General features: G+C 39.0%; 15 protein-coding genes. 7 read left to right on the top strand and 8 right to left on the bottom strand.

All coding sequences use genetic code 11. The annotated features are described in order from the left end of the window. Window positions 1-14: 14 nt before the first annotated feature. Together JCM19043_RS01975 and JCM19043_RS01970 are read right to left on the bottom strand one after the other, a co-directional pair. Window positions 15-746 (bottom strand): S9 family peptidase, encoded by a 732-nt coding sequence (locus tag JCM19043_RS01975; RefSeq protein WP_062319538.1) that lies wholly within the window; start codon window positions 744-746, stop codon window positions 15-17. Window positions 747-861: 115 nt separating this feature from the next. Then, window positions 862-1,533 carry an NAD(P)H-dependent oxidoreductase gene (locus JCM19043_RS01970; protein WP_062319536.1) on the bottom strand — a complete coding sequence of 224 codons (672 nt, stop codon included), beginning with the start codon at window positions 1,531-1,533 and terminating at the stop codon, window positions 862-864. Between the two features lie 460 nt (window positions 1,534-1,993). Between JCM19043_RS01970 and JCM19043_RS01965 the strand changes: the two genes are divergently transcribed. The 5 genes from JCM19043_RS01965 (at window position 1,994) to JCM19043_RS18500 (ending at window position 5,520) form a co-directional block, all read left to right on the top strand. Then, on the top strand, window positions 1,994-2,923 hold the full coding sequence (locus tag JCM19043_RS01965) for a glycine betaine ABC transporter substrate-binding protein (protein ID WP_062319535.1): 930 nt from the start codon (window positions 1,994-1,996) through the stop codon (window positions 2,921-2,923). 92 nt (window positions 2,924-3,015) lie between these two features. Continuing rightward, window positions 3,016-3,342 (top strand): nucleotide pyrophosphohydrolase, encoded by a 327-nt coding sequence (locus JCM19043_RS01960; RefSeq protein WP_062319533.1) that lies wholly within the window; start codon window positions 3,016-3,018, stop codon window positions 3,340-3,342. A 107-nt stretch (window positions 3,343-3,449) separates the two neighbouring features. Continuing rightward, complete coding sequence (gene selD, locus JCM19043_RS01955; protein ID WP_062319531.1) at window positions 3,450-4,493, top strand: selenide, water dikinase SelD; 1,044 nt, start codon at window positions 3,450-3,452, stop codon at window positions 4,491-4,493. 5 nt (window positions 4,494-4,498) lie between these two features. After that, the gene (locus JCM19043_RS18505) at window positions 4,499-5,128 is read left to right on the top strand and encodes a rhodanese-like domain-containing protein (protein ID WP_369813719.1); all 630 of its coding nucleotides are present in this window, start codon (window positions 4,499-4,501) and stop codon (window positions 5,126-5,128) included. After that, window positions 5,098-5,520: a hypothetical protein gene (locus tag JCM19043_RS18500; RefSeq protein WP_369813718.1), complete on the top strand. Its 423-nt coding sequence runs from the start codon at window positions 5,098-5,100 to the stop codon at window positions 5,518-5,520. The genes JCM19043_RS18505 and JCM19043_RS18500 overlap by 31 nt, the downstream gene beginning before the upstream one ends. Before the next feature lie 79 nt (window positions 5,521-5,599). On the opposite strand, the gene JCM19043_RS01945 is transcribed toward JCM19043_RS18500, so the two are convergent. Both JCM19043_RS01945 and JCM19043_RS01940 read right to left on the bottom strand, forming a co-directional pair. Further along, window positions 5,600-8,659: an ATP-binding protein gene (locus JCM19043_RS01945; protein WP_062319529.1), complete on the bottom strand. Its 3,060-nt coding sequence runs from the start codon at window positions 8,657-8,659 to the stop codon at window positions 5,600-5,602. A 30-nt stretch (window positions 8,660-8,689) separates the two neighbouring features. After that, a complete protein-coding gene (locus JCM19043_RS01940; RefSeq protein WP_062319526.1) occupies window positions 8,690-9,238 on the bottom strand; it encodes a GGDEF domain-containing protein in 549 nt (182 codons plus the stop codon). 131 nt (window positions 9,239-9,369) lie between these two features. On the opposite strand from JCM19043_RS01940, the gene JCM19043_RS01935 reads away from it, so the two are divergent. Then, window positions 9,370-10,218 carry a response regulator gene (locus tag JCM19043_RS01935; protein ID WP_062319524.1) on the top strand — a complete coding sequence of 283 codons (849 nt, stop codon included), beginning with the start codon at window positions 9,370-9,372 and terminating at the stop codon, window positions 10,216-10,218. Window positions 10,219-10,352: 134 nt separating this feature from the next. Then, window positions 10,353-10,499, top strand: a complete 147-nt coding sequence (locus tag JCM19043_RS18495) for a hypothetical protein (RefSeq protein ID WP_369813717.1) — start codon at window positions 10,353-10,355, stop codon at window positions 10,497-10,499. Between the two features lie 61 nt (window positions 10,500-10,560). Here JCM19043_RS18495 and JCM19043_RS18490 read toward each other — a convergent pair whose 3' ends face one another. From JCM19043_RS18490 to JCM19043_RS01920, 4 genes are all read right to left on the bottom strand, one after another. Further along, complete coding sequence (locus tag JCM19043_RS18490; protein WP_369813726.1) at window positions 10,561-10,704, bottom strand: LPXTG cell wall anchor domain-containing protein; 144 nt, start codon at window positions 10,702-10,704, stop codon at window positions 10,561-10,563. 23 nt (window positions 10,705-10,727) lie between these two features. Further along, window positions 10,728-13,223: a Cna B-type domain-containing protein gene (locus JCM19043_RS01930; RefSeq protein ID WP_062319522.1), complete on the bottom strand. Its 2,496-nt coding sequence runs from the start codon at window positions 13,221-13,223 to the stop codon at window positions 10,728-10,730. A gap of 68 nt (window positions 13,224-13,291) precedes the next feature. Beyond that, entirely contained in the window at window positions 13,292-14,569 is a 1,278-nt protein-coding gene (locus JCM19043_RS01925; protein ID WP_255349927.1) for a collagen binding domain-containing protein, read from the bottom strand. Beyond that, window positions 14,569-16,650 carry a collagen binding domain-containing protein gene (locus tag JCM19043_RS01920; RefSeq protein WP_062319519.1) on the bottom strand — a complete coding sequence of 694 codons (2,082 nt, stop codon included), beginning with the start codon at window positions 16,648-16,650 and terminating at the stop codon, window positions 14,569-14,571. Before JCM19043_RS01920 ends, JCM19043_RS01925 begins: the two co-directional genes overlap by 1 nt. Window positions 16,651-16,653: the final 3 nt, after the last annotated feature.

The following is a 16,653-nucleotide window of genomic DNA, read 5'->3' as shown; positions in this document are numbered from 1 at the left end:
CATTTCCCTCTATATTAATGCTGCTGAATGAACTGTAGTAACGCCTCGCCTGTTTCCTCTTCTCCAGCTTTTGAAAATCCATGTCCTTCACCAGGTAAGATTTTTACATCTAATTGCCGATAAAGTGGCTTCACCCAATCGGTGACCGCATGGCTCACGACCGCATCTTCATCCCCATGAATGATATAGACCGGTCCTTGGTAAGTGCCGATTTCATCTTCTAAAGTAAAATCAAGTAATACATCAAAGAACCGGTACCCAAGCGGCATGCCCCAAAAGACGAGACGTTCTGGAATATCTGCTTTCGTTTTGTATCGTTGTTGCCAGTCTCTCGCAACAGAAAAGGCGGGAAACATTAAAAATAAGCCGGCGACTGTTGGTCTGGCCTCAGCGACTAGGCTAGAGACAAGCCCCCCCATCGATGCACCAAAGAGATACAGCTGTTTAGCATCAACAAACGGCGCTTGTTCAAAATAATCAACGACCGCCAGTAAGTCCCGCATCTCCGTCAGAATTGTCATATCTTCTGTCTTCATTTCACTTGAATCATTCACCGACCCGCCAAGAAAATCAAACCGGTAACTATTAATCCCGTATTGAGCTAAGAACTGACAAAATCCCGCCAGATGCTTTTCTGTTCCATTATAACCATGGCTAAAGATTACCAAGGGGGCTTGTTCTTCTACAACGGTTAACACCCCGTGCATCGTATATCCGTCCACTTGAAGTGGGTATACTTTCTCCATCTGCTTTCCTCCTTTCATGATCTTCACTTTTGTTTTCTATGATTATTTCGCCACACGACATAAAAACTCCTGTTGATTGGCGAATATTCGCATCATCAACAAAAGTTATCTGACCTTACACCCAGGTGACCACATCATTCAAGTCACGCCGTTGTTTTGGTTTCGGCGCTTCTTTCCTGTAACCAAACGCCACCATTACTGATAAAGTAAACGATTCCCCGTACACCCCAACGTCTCGCAACAGTTGATCGAACGTTTCACGGTTAAAACCTTCAATAGGACATGAATCAATCCCGAGTTCTGCGGCTACACTCATCATGTTAGCGAGTGGAATATATGTCTGTTTCATCGACCAATCATCTAAGTAACGCATGTCATCAAATAGCGCAAAATCATGTTTTTGAAAATTCTCAATCACATCTTTCATATGTTCCACGACGTCTCTAGGGTAATGTAAGTGATGTAAATAATGCTCCTTAAGATAAGTAGAATCAAAGCGCACATCTTCGTGGGTTCGGGCTAAGATTAAAACAAAGTGGCTCGCGTCACTCACTTTAGCCTTTGCTCCCCACGAGTGGTCTTTAATTAATTGTTTCACTTTCTCATTTTCAACAACGACAAACTGCCACGGTTCCATGCCAAAGGAGCTCGGTGACAAGCGTGCCACTTCAAAAATAACGTCGACATCTTCTTTTGGAATCTTTTTTTCCGGATCAAAAGCTTTTGTCGCGTGTCTAAAATGATAACGGTCAATAATCTGTTGTCGTCTTTCTTCTTGTGTTGTCATTGATAAGCTCCTCTATCAAAAAATTTTCATTTTATACGCTTATCTACTATGTCCCCTCATTACATTTCTAGTAAACACTTTTTTTATAATAGATGAGAACATTCATCACTTTTTCCAAATATTATAATGTAAGCGCATGCCAACATCAACCTTCTATGTATTTTCGAGTAATCGCTCGTATGTCTATGAGAACTGATTGATAAATATAGGAGAACAACGTTCATCCAGTTAAATCTATCTCTAGACTTGCTCCTCGTTTTTGCGTAAATCTTCCGTCGTACGGTATCATTATATGGTACGCATTATTTTCAGTCGTATTAAAAGCTAATTTATGATAAATGTGAGGTTAAAATAATGATCGATTGTTTTTCTGTTTTTAAACTGGCGATCTATAAGACGTAGGAATGATTTTTTACATCAACATTTATGCATACACATACATTTTAAGGGAGAGATTTTAATGAAACATATGAAAAAGATTTTACTTAGTTTAAGCCTAATGCTTGTCCTTATCCTTGCCGCATGTGGTGATGACTCTGACAATGCTGACTCTCATGAGGATGACCAAGAACAAGATGCAGGCGCAGCCATCAGCGAAGACATTGATTACACCATCACAGGTATTGAACCAGGGGCGGGTATGTCCGGTGTTATTGATGATATAATCGCCAATGAAGCTAACCTACAGGGGTGGACACACCAAACATCTTCAACAGGAGCGATGCTGACTGAGCTCGATCAAGCGATTCAAAACGAAGAACCGATTATCGTCTCAGCTTGGTCACCACACTATATGTTCGCAAAGTATGACATTAAGTATTTAGATGATCCCGATGAATTATTCGGTGGCGAAGAAGACGTGTATAAATTAACCCGTTTAGGCTTTGAAGAAGATTTTCCAATCGCCGCTGACATCGTCAAAAACTTTTATTTAGAACTTGATGCGATTGAACAAGGTCTATTACAATCACAAAAACAAGAAATTTCTGTACCAGAAGTTGTGGAAACGTGGGTAGTAGAAAACGAAGAGACCGTTAAGGCCTTTACTGAAGGTGTCGCAGAAGGAAACGGCGGAACCATTGAGTTTGTTGTAACATCGTGGGATTCAGAATTATTCCCAGCCTACGTATTAAAACATGCGCTCGAAAGCCATGGCTTTACTGTTAATGTTACGACGGTCGACCCAGCAATTATGTTTGAATCAATCGCTTCAGGTTCTGCTGATATTACGACAGCTGCTTGGTTACCACTCACTCACGGGGCGTTTGTGGAACGTTACGAAGGGGAATTTGTTAAGCTCGGTACCGCTTATGAAAAAGCGAAAACCGGTCTAGCGGTTCCAACCTATGTTGAGATTGACTCCATTAGTGACCTTGTACCAAGCGAATAATCACTTAACAATTCCACTAATAAGCTAGAGCTCCTCGCTCTAGCTTTTTTCGTGTATAATTAACTTAAACTAATCATGAAAGGAAGATAACAATGACTGATCTTAACAACCTCATCACACAAATCGATGCTTTTCGCGACGCTCGTCAGTGGCGTGAACATCATAACGCTAAAGATTTAGCACTATCTCTCTCACTTGAAGCTGCTGAATTACTGGAATGCTTTCAGTGGCAAACGAGTGACGCAGCTGTAAACAATCACTTAGATGAGATAAAGGATGAACTCGCTGATGTGTTCATTTATGCCTTCACACTTAGCTCAACACTTGAATTAGATGTCTCAGGCATTATCCAGTCGAAGATGAAAAAGAATGCGAAAAAATACCCTGCACCAGCGACCGCACTTAAACATAAAGATTAAATCATGATTGAATAAGAACGACCCATCCTTTGTTTATGACAAATATTCACACAACGTGTTAAACTAAATGTATCTACATAATGAACTAAACGAAAGAAGGCGCCTATATGGAAAAAGTAAAATTAACAACATTAACAACAAAAGGTGGTTGTGGCTGTAAGATTGGTCCGAGTGATTTACGCGAAGTCTTGCATCAACTGCCTAAACAGACTCACGACCCAAACTTACTTGTCGGTCTTGATACCGGTGACGACGCGGGTGTGTATCAGCTGACTGATGACTTAGCAATTGTTCAAACTGTTGATTTCTTTACACCTATTGTTGATGATCCCTATGATTTTGGACGGATTGCAGCAGCGAATGCGATGAGTGATGTGTATGCCATGGGTGGTGAACCAATCACCGCCTTAAACATTGTCGCCTTTCCTATTTTCTCCTTAGATAAAGCGATTTTGACAGAGATTTTACGCGGGGCGAGTGATAAGTTAAAAGAAGCAGGCTGTCATCTTGTCGGTGGTCATTCCATCGATGACCAAGAGCCAAAATTTGGACTAGCTGTGACAGGGACCATTCATCCTGCACGCGTCAAAACAAATGCTGGCGCTAAACACGGAGACAAATTGATTCTCACAAAACCGATTGGTGTAGGCATTTCAACGACATCGCTGAAGAATAACCAGCTCACAGAACCAGAAATAACACGCGTCACTGAAGTGATGGCAACCTTAAATAAAGAAGCCGCCGAAGTGATGAACAACTATAACGTCCATGCGTGTACCGATGTCACCGGCTTTGGTCTCCTTGGTCACTTAACTGAAATGGCAACTGAGAGTCATCAAGCGATTACAGTTAAACAAGCCGATGTACCCGTCTTACCACGTGTAAGAGAGTTGGCGGAAAATGGCAATATCCCTGGTGGGTCCAAAAATAACTTAAAGCATGTCAAAAGTTCCGTTCACTTTGACGCGCGCTTTGATGAGATTGACCAATTAATCTTAGCGGACGCGGTCACTTCTGGTGGCTTATTGATGAGTGTGCATGAACGTGATGCGCTGTCAATTTTAGAATCCCTCAAACTTAAAGGGATGGATGCACGTATCATTGGTGACGTGACAGACGGGACACCAGGACACATTTATGTACAAGGATGACAACGATGTTTAAAGATATTAACCCGCAAGATGTGTTTGATTTAAAAACAGCTGGAAAAACCATTGTGGATGTCAGGTCACCGAAAGAATTCAACGATGCCACCATACCTGGTGCGATCAACATCCCGCTGTTTACCGATGATGAACGCGCAGAAGTTGGTACCATTTATAAACAACAAGGACAAGAGGCCGCCAAAGACCGTGGTTTAGAGATTTACGCTAAGAAGTTACCGGCCTTTATTCACGCCTTTAAACAACTACCTGAGCCTATCACTGTTTTTTGTTGGCGAGGTGGGATGCGCAGTAAAACAGCCGCAACCGTGTTGGATTTAATGAATATCAATGTGAACCGACTAAGTGGTGGCATTAAAGCTTATCGACTTTGGATGAAAGAGCAGCTTAAAACCATTCACATTCCCGAACTCTTTGTCTTAAATGGTCATACAGGGAATGGGAAGACGAAAATATTACACACCTTAAAAAAACAAGGGTATCCTGTCATTAACTTAGAACAGATGGCGAGTCATCGCGGGAGTATCTTCGGTCAGATTGGCTTACCATCAACGAACCAACGCATGTTTGATTTTTACTTAGGTGAAGCCTCATGCATTATCAAGAGGCGTCTTATATCGTGATTGAAGGTGAAAGTGCTCGAATTGGCAAAATAAAAATTCCAGACCGCTTCTTCCAACATAAAGAACAGAGTCAACAATTGTTTATTTCTTTACCTATTGAGAAGCGGATTGATTTGATTCTATCAGACTATCATCCAGAACCGTATCACCATCAGTTCGTTGAGGCGTTCTCGATTATCAAACGTAGGATACATACACCTGTCGCTCACCGAATTGAAGAAGCTCTTCAGTTACACGACTATCGTTCTGTCGTCCGGGACTTACTCGACTATTATTATGATCCACGTTATAACCATTCAACGGTTTATCCTGACGAATTAATAACGGAAATTGAAGCATCTTCACTGGATGATGCGATAGATCAAGTGAAAGAACACTTACCTATAAGTTAATGGTTTTATCACTATCTTAGTAGACAGTTACAAAAAATAGCAGGACCCAGTCACATTTAACGTGATTGGGTCCTGCTTTTTATTTATTAATTGGTAAATCAATCGTAATTGTTGTTCCTTTACCTTCTATCGATTGAATATTTAATTGTTGCTGGCACAGTTTCTTCAGTCGCATATTCGTATTAGCTAATCCAATATGTTTCTCATCAATCTCATTGCGTAAGATTTCTTTTAACTTATCACTAGAAATGCCAACACCATTATCTATTACTTCCAGTCGATAATGAGAAGCATACCGTTTTCCAGAAATCGTAATCATTCCACCATTGCCCTGTTTTAAAATCCCGTGTTTCAATGCATTTTCCACTAAAGTTTGGAGCACAAGCGGTGGTAGATAAACACCTTCTACTTTATTTACATCCACCTCATAAGCCACTCTTTCTTTAAAACGCAACTGATTAATATAAAGATAGGCTTCCACCAACTCTAACTCTTCGGACAGCGGAATAAGTTGCTTTGTGTTATTCAGACTAAAACTATTCGTTAAATACTGACCAAAAGCGTGGATTAAATCAACCATTTGATCAATATCTGTCGTACTCAGCGAGGCAATGGCATTCAATGTATTGAAAATGAAATGCGGTTTAATCTGTGCATGTAACCAAGCCGCTTCTAATTGAAGTTGTCTATGAATCGATTGTTTTAACTCCGTCAATGCTCTCACACGTGCTTGCAATTCCAACGAATCGACAGGTTTTACAATATAATCATTCGCACCTGATAAAAAGCCCGTATACACATCCTCTGGTTGACTTCTAGCCGTAAGAAGTAAAATAGGCAGCTCTGAGAGTGTGTAGCGTTTTCTGATTTCTTCTGTTAACTGATAACCAGATAGTTTAGGCATCATCACGTCAGAGATAACTAAGTCATAAAGTTGTTCATCAATAAGTTGAAGAGCAGCCTCTGGACTCGTTGTCGCAACAACATCATAAACTGGCTCAAGCATACTTTTAAGTACTTTTAAATTCACACTATCATCATCAATAACAAGTACTTTCGGTAACGCTTTATTAGATCGATGCCTTGTGGGTGAGGCATCTTCTTTCATTTCGGGCAGTACGATAGATGATGGTTGCTTCATGAGTTCTGAGTCACTCACTTGCTTATCAGTAGCCAGCGGTAACGTCAGATGAAATTCTGATCCAACACCTTTTTCTGATGATACTTGAAGCATACCGCCGTGCTGTTCAATAAGTTGTCTAGAAATACTCAGTCCAAGACCAATACCACCTGCATCTCGTTCATACGTCGAGAGCTTTTCATAAGGCTGAAAGATACGCTCCATTTCTTTTTCGGTCATACCGATTCCTGGGTCTATGATAGACACTTTAAGCATCGTTTGTTGTTTTTTTGCTTCGACAACAATGATCCCTCTATCTGTGAATTTCACTGCGTTATGCAGTAAATTAAACAGTATCCGTAGCAAGCGATGGCGGTCAGCGTAAACGAATACGGTTGGATTAAGATGATTTTCAATGCTTACCTCCGTTTTATTCGTCATAAATGTCACAATATCAATGACTTCATCCGTCAATGTTTTTATATCGACGATCGCTTTTTCTAAAGTAATATCTCGCTCTTTTAGTTTTGTGATATCCAATATATCGTTTAAGGTAAAGGTCAACTGATGACCAATTCTAATCATCAATGATAAGTGATACTTTGTCTCCGAATCAAGTGCCTCATGTTCATTCAATAAAGTTTGGGCGATATTAATCATCGCATGTAGAGGATTTCTAATCTCATGTGATGTATTTGCTAAAAATTGATCTTTCTTTTGATCCTCTTCGATTAACTTTGCGCGCTGATTTTCCGACACAATTAGTAAGTGGTGATGACGGCTAAATAACAATAAGGCAATTGATAGAATCGCAAAAATAAAATCAAACGGATAAAACGGAAAGTCAACGATGTCACTCAGCATTAAAAAACCCCAAATGATATTAGACGTGTAGCTGATGATGAAAAACAAAATGAAATACCCGTCCGTTTCTCCTTTTCTAATATATTGGATCGTTGAATACATCATATAGCTGATGGTCACAAAATAAAACACATAGTATAAGCCAAGAAGAATAGATAGATACTCAAACGGAACAATCCCTAGAGTTAACCCCCCCATCACACCATTAATGACAGTGACAACTTTCACAAAGCGATGATGAATCGGGAATAATCGGTGAATAAACTGCACCATCAATATGAGTAAACACACGTAAAAAAACGTCATAATTCTAAAGCTGTACTCATTCTGAATAGGTAGCTGAATAAACGTCTCGTCATCTAGTGCACTACCAAGAGCCATAAAGACAAGCATTAAACCAAATAAAACGAGTTCTTTTTGTTTGAATCGTTTACCAATAATAGAAAGCAAAAAAGCATAGATAGCATGTAGTAATAAGATGATAATTACTGTCATCTGTAGGGTTTCTTGCATATTCACTTCTTTTGCAATGGCTTCGTCCGACCCAAAGGTAATTGACTTATTAATACCACCCATATAAGGTGTATCATAGTTTGACAACTCAATCACTAAATGAAGGGTATCTGTATCAGGAGCGAGTGGAAATAAGGCGTAAAAAGGTCCGCGAAAAGTTGGTATCGACTCAAATGATGTAGCTGGTGTGTTCACTGTCTTTACTACTTCGCCATTTGCGATAACTCTTGAACTTGTATGTAAGCTTTTTATTCTGACACCAAAGATAGACGGACGATCAGAGGGTAATTGAATCGTTGCTTTGTAACTCCCATACCCATAAGCCTCTGACTCTGGATAAACACCGTCTAGCACGTATGTCCAATCGCTTGGCACATCAATTGTTGTTTGTTTTTGTCCTATCTTTGTTCCCTCTGTCTCAATGAAAGCTTGTGGATAAAAAGTCCATTCCCCGTTAAGAGATAAAGTTTCATCAGTAAATGTCCAATGAGATAAATCTAGTTCACCGTTATCGATTAATGGGTACTCAACGGTTTGATGGGCATGAATCCAAATAAAACGAAAACTCATCAGCATCAGTATAAATACTAACGCCAATAAAAATATATACCGCTTTTGCATTAACTGTTCTTGTTTAAACATTTAATCACCTTCTTAACTGTTCTTAGTTAATTAATAATGCATAGCCGATCCTTTGCGGTATCTTTTAGCTAAAAGTAAAGCTTGATCAGCTTCAATCATTACGGACTTATTTAACACCGAACTTTCAGATATACCTATTGTCGCGGTCACGTTGATCGACACATCTTGATAGTCAATCGATTGTTTTATACTGTCTAGTATCGCAAAAGAAAGCGTCTCTTGTATTTTCTCATTGTGCCGTTTTGCTGGATAAATAAACTCGTCTCCACCTACACGGTAGACGTTTTCATCTTGCTTCACAATCAACGACAGGCGATCGGCTACTTGTTTTAATACATAGTCACCACAATCATGACCATAACTGTCATTGATTTTTTTAAACGTATCTAAATCAATATAATAAATGACATAATGCTCGCCGTTTTTTTTATTCATAAGTTTACTAAGGGCACGTTTATTCGGTAATCCTGTCGTCGCATCTGTTAGTGCTAGGCGTTTATATTTATTTCTGTTTATGGATAATTGTGATATAATGACAATTAACACAATAATAATAATTAGATAATAATTGATATTCATTTTAAGTCACTCCTATTCTACCATAATATTTCAAATAACTCGTCTAATAATTATAACAGCGACAGCTTGACTAAATCTAAACACGTTCATAACGTTTTTAGGTAATAGGTCACAACAAAGGAGGCACGATGATGAAAGTTTGTATCTTTGACGATGAGACCATGGCCATTGATTTTCTTACACATCAATTAAAGAAGTTAGCTAATATACATATATTGTTCACTTCCACAACACCATATCTTGATGACCACACTGACACATTAAAACAAATAGATGTGGTATTTTTAGATATCGAGATGCCCGAGGTTGATGGACTATCTCTTGCTGAACAACTGAATGAACAGTACCCTCATATACATATTGTTTTTGTATCGGCACATAAAAGTTATGCAATCGAAGCTTTCGAATTAAGTGCACTCGATTACTTATTAAAACCCGTTCAATTAAATCGTTTAAAAAAGACCATTAAACGAATAGAACAGCAATTACCGCCTAACAATACCATCCTCTCTGAAAATAGACAGTTATTGATTCAAGTGCTAGGATCGCTTGAGTTTATTATGGATGATGCTTCTATTACTGCCACGATTCAGTGGCGCACGAGTAAATCAAAAGAAGTATTTCTATTTTTACTTCACCATGCTGGGGACGTTTTATCAAAAAGTAAAATGGTTGAAACGCTATGGCCAGATGTTGACCCTGATAAGGGATTTGCTAATCTCTATGTGAATATCTATAACGTCAGAAAATCATTAAAACCATTCAGTCATTTTATTACAATCGCTAATATCGATCAGGGCTATGCTGTTAAATTAAATCACGCAAAGGTTGATAAACACTTATGGTGTGCTTTTTTTAATAAATCAACCGTACTAACGGATGCTACTCAATCTGAGTATCAGCGTCATTTAGATATGTATAAAGGTGTTTATTTAGCAGAACTTGATTATATCTGGCTGAAGCTGAACGGTTTGAAATAGATGAAATTTGGTTACATCACGCCAAGTTATTCGCCGACTTTCATTTTAAAAAAAATGACATTAAACAAGCCTCGCGTTGGTATACAACAATAATTAAACATCGTCCAGATGACGAACAAGTAGCTTTTCAATTAATGAAGCTCTATGCGGATTTAAATTATCGCATGCTGGTAGAACATCAATACAAAGATTTAAAAAAACACCTTCACGATTTAAACGTGTCAATGGATACAACGATAAAAAAATGGTTTGCAGAGTGGCAAAGACAATACCATACTTAACCTTGTCTATAGAGTAAAAGCTATCACACAGTCGTGATAGCTTTTATCTTTTTAAGGAAAATTATTTATTTGTTCTCTTTTTTGAAGTCATTAGACTTATCCATCCAATTACCATTAATACAGCGCCCATTAATAAATAGTTAAATAATGTTGTCGCTGTGTTTGGTAAAGTTTCTTCATCAGAATCTTCTGGCTCCTCATGTATACTAACGACTATTTTTTCATTGGTTATGTTATACCATCGATGACAGTCTCATAACCTGGTATCGATTCTTCTGCAATCGTATAGATATACACCTTACCGAAATCATCATAAGCAGCTAGGTCTCGGAATGTGTAGGACCAATCCATTCCACTGGTTATTTGAATTGTATCCACTCGTTCGCCGTTACGGAGTAAATGAACAGTGATAAATTCTGGGCGATCCAATAGTGAATCATTCAACCAAGTTTTATTAACAGTAACCGACGTCTCACCTGTTCGTGTGTTAATCACGTTATAGCCATCAATTTCCGTGTGATAACCTGGGACACCATCTTCTGTTACCCGATATTCGTAACGCTCACCTACTTCATTAAATTCTGGTATGTCTTTAAATTGATAGGTCCAACCATCCTTTGCCGTCACTTCAAGTGTTTGAATCACGACATCATTCTGAAGTAGATTGATTTTAATCAACTCTGGGCGATCCGTTGGATCGTCATCTTGCCACGTTTTTTCTCCACTAATCGTTACCGTTCCTACACGGAGGTTTTCAATATCATAACCGTTAATCGTTGTGTCATATCCCTCCACAGGTTCTTCTGTGATGGTGTATGTGTAGCGAATACCTTGATTATCATACTCCTGTAAATCCGTGAAGCTGTATCGCCAGTTATCAGCTGACGTGACCATTTGTTGATCAATCTCTATACCGTTTCTGAGCAGATTCACCGTAATCAATTCAGGTCTGTCTGATGACTCACCGTCTATCCACGTTTTTTCTCCACTAACTTCCGTTCTGCCCACACGTACGTTAGTAATGTCGAAACCTTCATCTGTTTCTTCATAACTTACATCATAACCAGAAACAGGTGCTTCTTCTACGGTATAGTTATACCGAACACCTTCTTCGTCAAAGGCATGAAGTTGATCAAAATGATACATCCAGTTACTTGATTCACTGACAAGTTGTGAGTCAATGACGATACCATTTTGAAGTAAGTTCACGGTAATGTCCTCTGGCCGCTCAGGATTATCATCATCTAACCATATTTTCTCTCCACTAATAGATGTTTCACCAACGCGGAGGTTAGTCAAATCAAACCCGTCCACTTCAGATTGGTAGCCTTCTACTGATTCTTCTGTGATGGTGTATGTGTAGCGAACACCTTGATTATCATACTCCTGTAAATCCGTGAAGCTGTATAGCCAATTATCGGCTGAATTAACGACTTGTTGATCAATCTCTATACCGTTTCTGAGTAGATTCACGGTAATCGATTCAGGACGGTCTGATGACTCACCGTCTAACCACGTTTTCTCACCACTCACGTCAATCGTTCCAACACGCACGTTAGTGATATCGTACCCTGTATCTGTTTCTTCATAACTTACATCATAACCAGGAACAGGTGCTTCTTCTACGGTATAGTTATGCGCAACACCATTCTCATCAAACGCATCTAGCTCATTAAAGCTATAAGACCATCCGGTTACATCACTAACTTCTTGACTGGTAAGTTCTTCTCCGTTTTGAAGTAAGTGAACGGTAATTGTTTCTGGTCGATCGTTAGCTTCATCATCTAACCACACTTTCTCACCTGTCACATCAGTTAATGCTGAACGGACGTTTTCAATTTCAAATCCTGTCTCTGTTTCGATAATTTGTGACAGATCATAGTTTGGTATGTCACTTTCTTCTACACGATAATTGAACGGACTACCATCCAAATTATATATAGGAATATCGGCAAATTGACCTTGCCAATTATCAATGGCTTTAACCGTTAACGTTTCAAATGCCACATCATCCTGGTAGAGCGTAACCGTAATTTCTTCTGGCCTCACATCTGATGAGGCATCTAACCATGTTTTCTCAATCGTTATGTCTGTTGTTTCAACATTTTGGATGTCAAAACCATCTGTTTGATTGCCTGTCACTGATTGAAGTAAATACCCCTCTCCAGGGACAACTTCTCTTACTGTATATTCATAGAAATCACTGTTTGAATCAATCGCATCTAAATTTTCAAATATGCCTTCCCAATTCTTTTCAGCCGTTAATTCAAGTGTCTCACCTGTTGGCAGATTATTTTGAAGTAATTCTACCGTAATAACATCCGGTCTATTTTCTGGTTGATTATTATCATTCCACACTTTACGAACAGGAATAGACGTCAACTTATAATTACTGACCTCGAGCTCAACGAGCTGTTCATCGTGTGGGAAATTAATCGCAAAAGTAACCTCCCCTACATGCGGTTGATAACCATCAAGTGGAGCGACTTCGGTAAAGCGATAAGTACCAGGGCGAAGACCTTCAACGCTAATTTCACCATTCTCATCTGTTGTATGTGTCGTCGCTTCATACGTTCCGCTGTTCACGAGACTGGTAGCTTCTAACTGGAACTCTACACCTGGGAGTGTCTCGTTTGTTTCCCCGTCTACTTTAACTAATTTAACAGAACCTTTTACGATATCATTGCCGACATCATTTAACTCAATGAGCTCTGTTTCAGTCACAGCATCATTTACAGTAAATACATCTGACGTATAGCCACCAGTTTGAATCGCGTAACCATCTGGTGCAGCTATTTCGCGCAGACGGTAGTCACCAGCACAAGTCCTGTCAGCTCGATCATTCCGTTATGGTCTGTCATGAGTGTTTCATAACCAGATACAACTTGATCTGATGAATCAATTAATTCAAATCTCGCACCTGAAAGCGACGCACCTGTTTCATTATCCACTTTCTTAAGACGAATTGCCGCAAAAGGATGATTGTCTACTGTCGTTCTAACGACCTGCCCTAGCGCAACATCATCTAATGTTACTTCTATTTCTATCGGTGTCTGATCTAAAATATAGCCACTTGGTGCTTCTGTTTCTACAAGCTCATAGATACCTGGCTTTAAGTTATCAAACCTTAAGATACCATTCTCATCTGTCTCACCTGTAATAGACGTGAAAGATTTATTAGAATCATAGTAGTCTCCTGACTGATAACTAAGCTCAAACTTAGCACCAGCTAATGATCGGTTGCTTACAGCATCCCGCTTCAGTATTTCAGCGGCCGTTGTCTTTACATTATTTCCAAACGGTTCGGTTGAAATCTCCACTGGATCCGTTTGACTTAAAGCGATGTTAAACGGAATAGGTTCGCGATCACTCAAATTAAAGCCATTTGGAGCAGAGATTTCCTCAATCGTATAGTTACCCGGTCGTAAGTCACCTGTCTCAATTAAGCCGTTTTCATCTGAGATGACTGTTTTACTAAAGTTAATGCCTTCATCTGTAGACACGATGCTAAATCTTGCCCCAGAAAGGCCATTATTACTACTCACCGTATCCGCATCAACCTTTTCCATAAAAGCACTACCTGGAATGAGCTCATTTTCAACCGTAATGGCGTCTCGTTCAATATCAAGAACGGTGTGATTGTCTTTAATTGTAAAATAATACTCGGTACTATTTTCTTGATAGTGTTCTTTTTCGGTCGTTTCTTTAAAATAATAATCCCCTGGTGTTAAATCTTCTAGATAAATCACCCCACTAGCATCTGTAACATGTTCGTTACCTACTGGATCATTATCTGCATCATATAATGTAAAGCCGACATTTTCTAATGCTTCATTCGTTGTCCCATCAATTTTTGTGAGTCTGATATCAGGTTTAATCTCGTAGTTTTCTACTTCAATAATCCGGTTATTATCAACACTGCCACTCCCCACAGTTACATTTTGTGAATCACCAACTGCAGGATTAACCGTATAACCTTCTGGTGGTGTCACTTCTTTCAGTTGATACTCACCAAACAATAGATTAATAAATCTTAACTCTCCGTTACTATCTGTGGTACCTGTTTTAATTAAAAGTCCCCTGCTTCATCATAGAGATGAAATGCTGCACCTTCTAAAGCTGTTTCGTTATTTTCAGCATCCACTTTTTTAATCGTTAACGAGCCAACTTCACCACTAATGGAGCCTGAAATACTTCTAAAGTCGATTGCTTGATTGACATTAGTATCGCCTTCACCTTCAGCTACCTGCTGGCCAACAATTGATAGCTCATTTGAAATATTCCCATCACCTTCATACAAAATATACGTGTCATACTCGAGTACGTAAGCTTCTTCAATGCTTGATAAAAAGTTAATCTCATAACTTTCTTGACCGTTCTCATTTTCATTAAAGGTAACCGTATAATCTATGCCTTCTTCTAGCACTGCTTCTGAGTCTTTAACAATATTGGTTTCCGTTGCAGTTGTACCGTAGATTGTTAAAGTTTCTTGTATGATCGTTTGATTGATACTTGGCGTATCCGTTATAACCACATTATCTAACTTAGATTGGCTACGGTTGACGTTCACGGTCCAGTTCACAATACGACCATTGTCACTATTTTGTTGACCTGATTTCGTTGTAAATTCACCGCCATATCTTGGACTGACTGATGCATCTAAGACTGTATCTTCATGATTGTCACTTTCTATTGTCGCAGTGTTTTCATAAAGTGCTTCGACCGTTTCATCTGAAAAGTCTGTCGTAAATTCGATGACATAACCGGTTTGAATATCACCCAATCGAACAGAGAAAGCCACCTCCGTTCCTAAACTATCTGCTAAGTCAGTGATCGTAAAATCACCTGTCACTTCCGTTCCTTTTTCAAAGCCATTTGCGCCACCGGTTAAAATCATCTCATAGATTTTCACACTTGTTATATCAAAGTTCTGATTACCTAAGATAGGATCAGTAACGACGACATCTTCAAGTGTTTCATTATTATAGTTAACACCAATGGTCCAAGTGATTTCTTTTTCCTTTACATTGTAGCGGCCAAACTTAAAACCGTTATTTTTCGTGTAACCGTCAGGCACAAAGGTAGCTGAACCCGTTTTTGTGACCATGGTTGATTCACCTTCCGGCATCCATTCGGCAACAGCGCTGTTCGAATAACTACCTTCTCTTCCAGCAACATCAAAATCTATATCAGTGGTATAAGTAATGTCAACGCGTTGAGTAACATCATCTAAAAATTTTATTGTCATTTCGTCATTTGCATCACTATAGGTAACAGTTGTTTCACCCTCATATCCATTAATATTTAACGATGCTTCGTCAAACGTAAAACCAGCTGGTAACTTGTCTGTGACAGTCACATTCGTCATAACTTCTTCATCACGATTAATGATAATAGACCAATCCGTTGTTTTTTCCTTATAGTTAGCCCCAGTATTATTTTTGATAAGAATACCTTGTCCAATCGTTTGGCTACCTTCTGATTCATTACCAAAATCATCTTCAATTGTGTTCGTTACTATGCCGTCCTCAGACACACGATCGATTGTTTCTGTTTGGTATTTAATTTTGAATGGTTCATGAATGGATTCATTAAATTGAATCTCGTATCCTGAAGCAGTTCTTGTTAGTGTATAGTTCTCATACCGTTCTTTACCTATTTCTACTCCAGTATCTGGGTCAATCGATACTTTATACACTTCCATGGATCCATCAATCAATTGTTGGTTGTTATCCTGAAAAGTATCTGTCAAGACCGCTTGCTCTTGACCGATGTCTTTTTCGTCATAATTATACTTTACTTCCCAGTCAACAATTTGACCGACATCATCGTAATCCGTCGCTTCTTTTTCAAGTGGTTTCCCTCGCGTTACCGCGACTGTCGCATCTGTCGTTAACACATCCGGACTATCTGACGTAAGCGTTACATTGTTTTTATATTCGGTACCGACGCGGTCGTTTACGGTTGTATCATAAACAATCCGATAACCTTTATTAATATCACCCATTCTTAATTCATAACTTTTATCTGATGGATCCACTGTAAGATTAAAGTCGTTATTTAATACTGCATCTGTTACATCCGTCAGTGGTTCTTCAAATGACCCATCCGCATTCATGGTTAATTCATAAATTTTAAATGATGCTTCCATAAA

The sequence above is a fragment of the Halolactibacillus sp. JCM 19043 genome, from assembly GCF_001310395.1.
GTDB lineage: Bacteria > Bacillota > Bacilli > Bacillales > Amphibacillaceae > Halolactibacillus > Halolactibacillus miurensis.
Note: the sequence above shows the minus strand (reverse complement) of the source record. Positions and strands in the feature narration are given on the sequence as shown.

Coding starts and splice junctions, on each gene's coding strand:
- JCM19043_RS01940 (WP_062319526.1), bottom strand. CDS start 9,238: ATGAATATCAATTATTATCTAATTATTATTATTGTGTTAATTGTCATT.
- selD (WP_062319531.1), top strand. CDS start 3,450: ATGGAAAAAGTAAAATTAACAACATTAACAACAAAAGGTGGTTGTGGC.
- JCM19043_RS01970 (WP_062319536.1), bottom strand. CDS start 1,533: ATGACAACACAAGAAGAAAGACGACAACAGATTATTGACCGTTATCAT.
- JCM19043_RS01935 (WP_062319524.1), top strand. CDS start 9,370: ATGAAAGTTTGTATCTTTGACGATGAGACCATGGCCATTGATTTTCTT.
- JCM19043_RS01920 (WP_062319519.1), bottom strand. CDS start 16,650: ATGGAAGCATCATTTAAAATTTATGAATTAACCATGAATGCGGATGGG.
- JCM19043_RS01945 (WP_062319529.1), bottom strand. CDS start 8,659: ATGTTTAAACAAGAACAGTTAATGCAAAAGCGGTATATATTTTTATTG.
- JCM19043_RS01960 (WP_062319533.1), top strand. CDS start 3,016: ATGACTGATCTTAACAACCTCATCACACAAATCGATGCTTTTCGCGAC.
- JCM19043_RS18505 (WP_369813719.1), top strand. CDS start 4,499: ATGTTTAAAGATATTAACCCGCAAGATGTGTTTGATTTAAAAACAGCT.
- JCM19043_RS18500 (WP_369813718.1), top strand. CDS start 5,098: ATGCATTATCAAGAGGCGTCTTATATCGTGATTGAAGGTGAAAGTGCT.
- JCM19043_RS01975 (WP_062319538.1), bottom strand. CDS start 746: ATGGAGAAAGTATACCCACTTCAAGTGGACGGATATACGATGCACGGG.
- JCM19043_RS01965 (WP_062319535.1), top strand. CDS start 1,994: ATGAAACATATGAAAAAGATTTTACTTAGTTTAAGCCTAATGCTTGTC.
- JCM19043_RS18495 (WP_369813717.1), top strand. CDS start 10,353: ATGAAGCTCTATGCGGATTTAAATTATCGCATGCTGGTAGAACATCAA.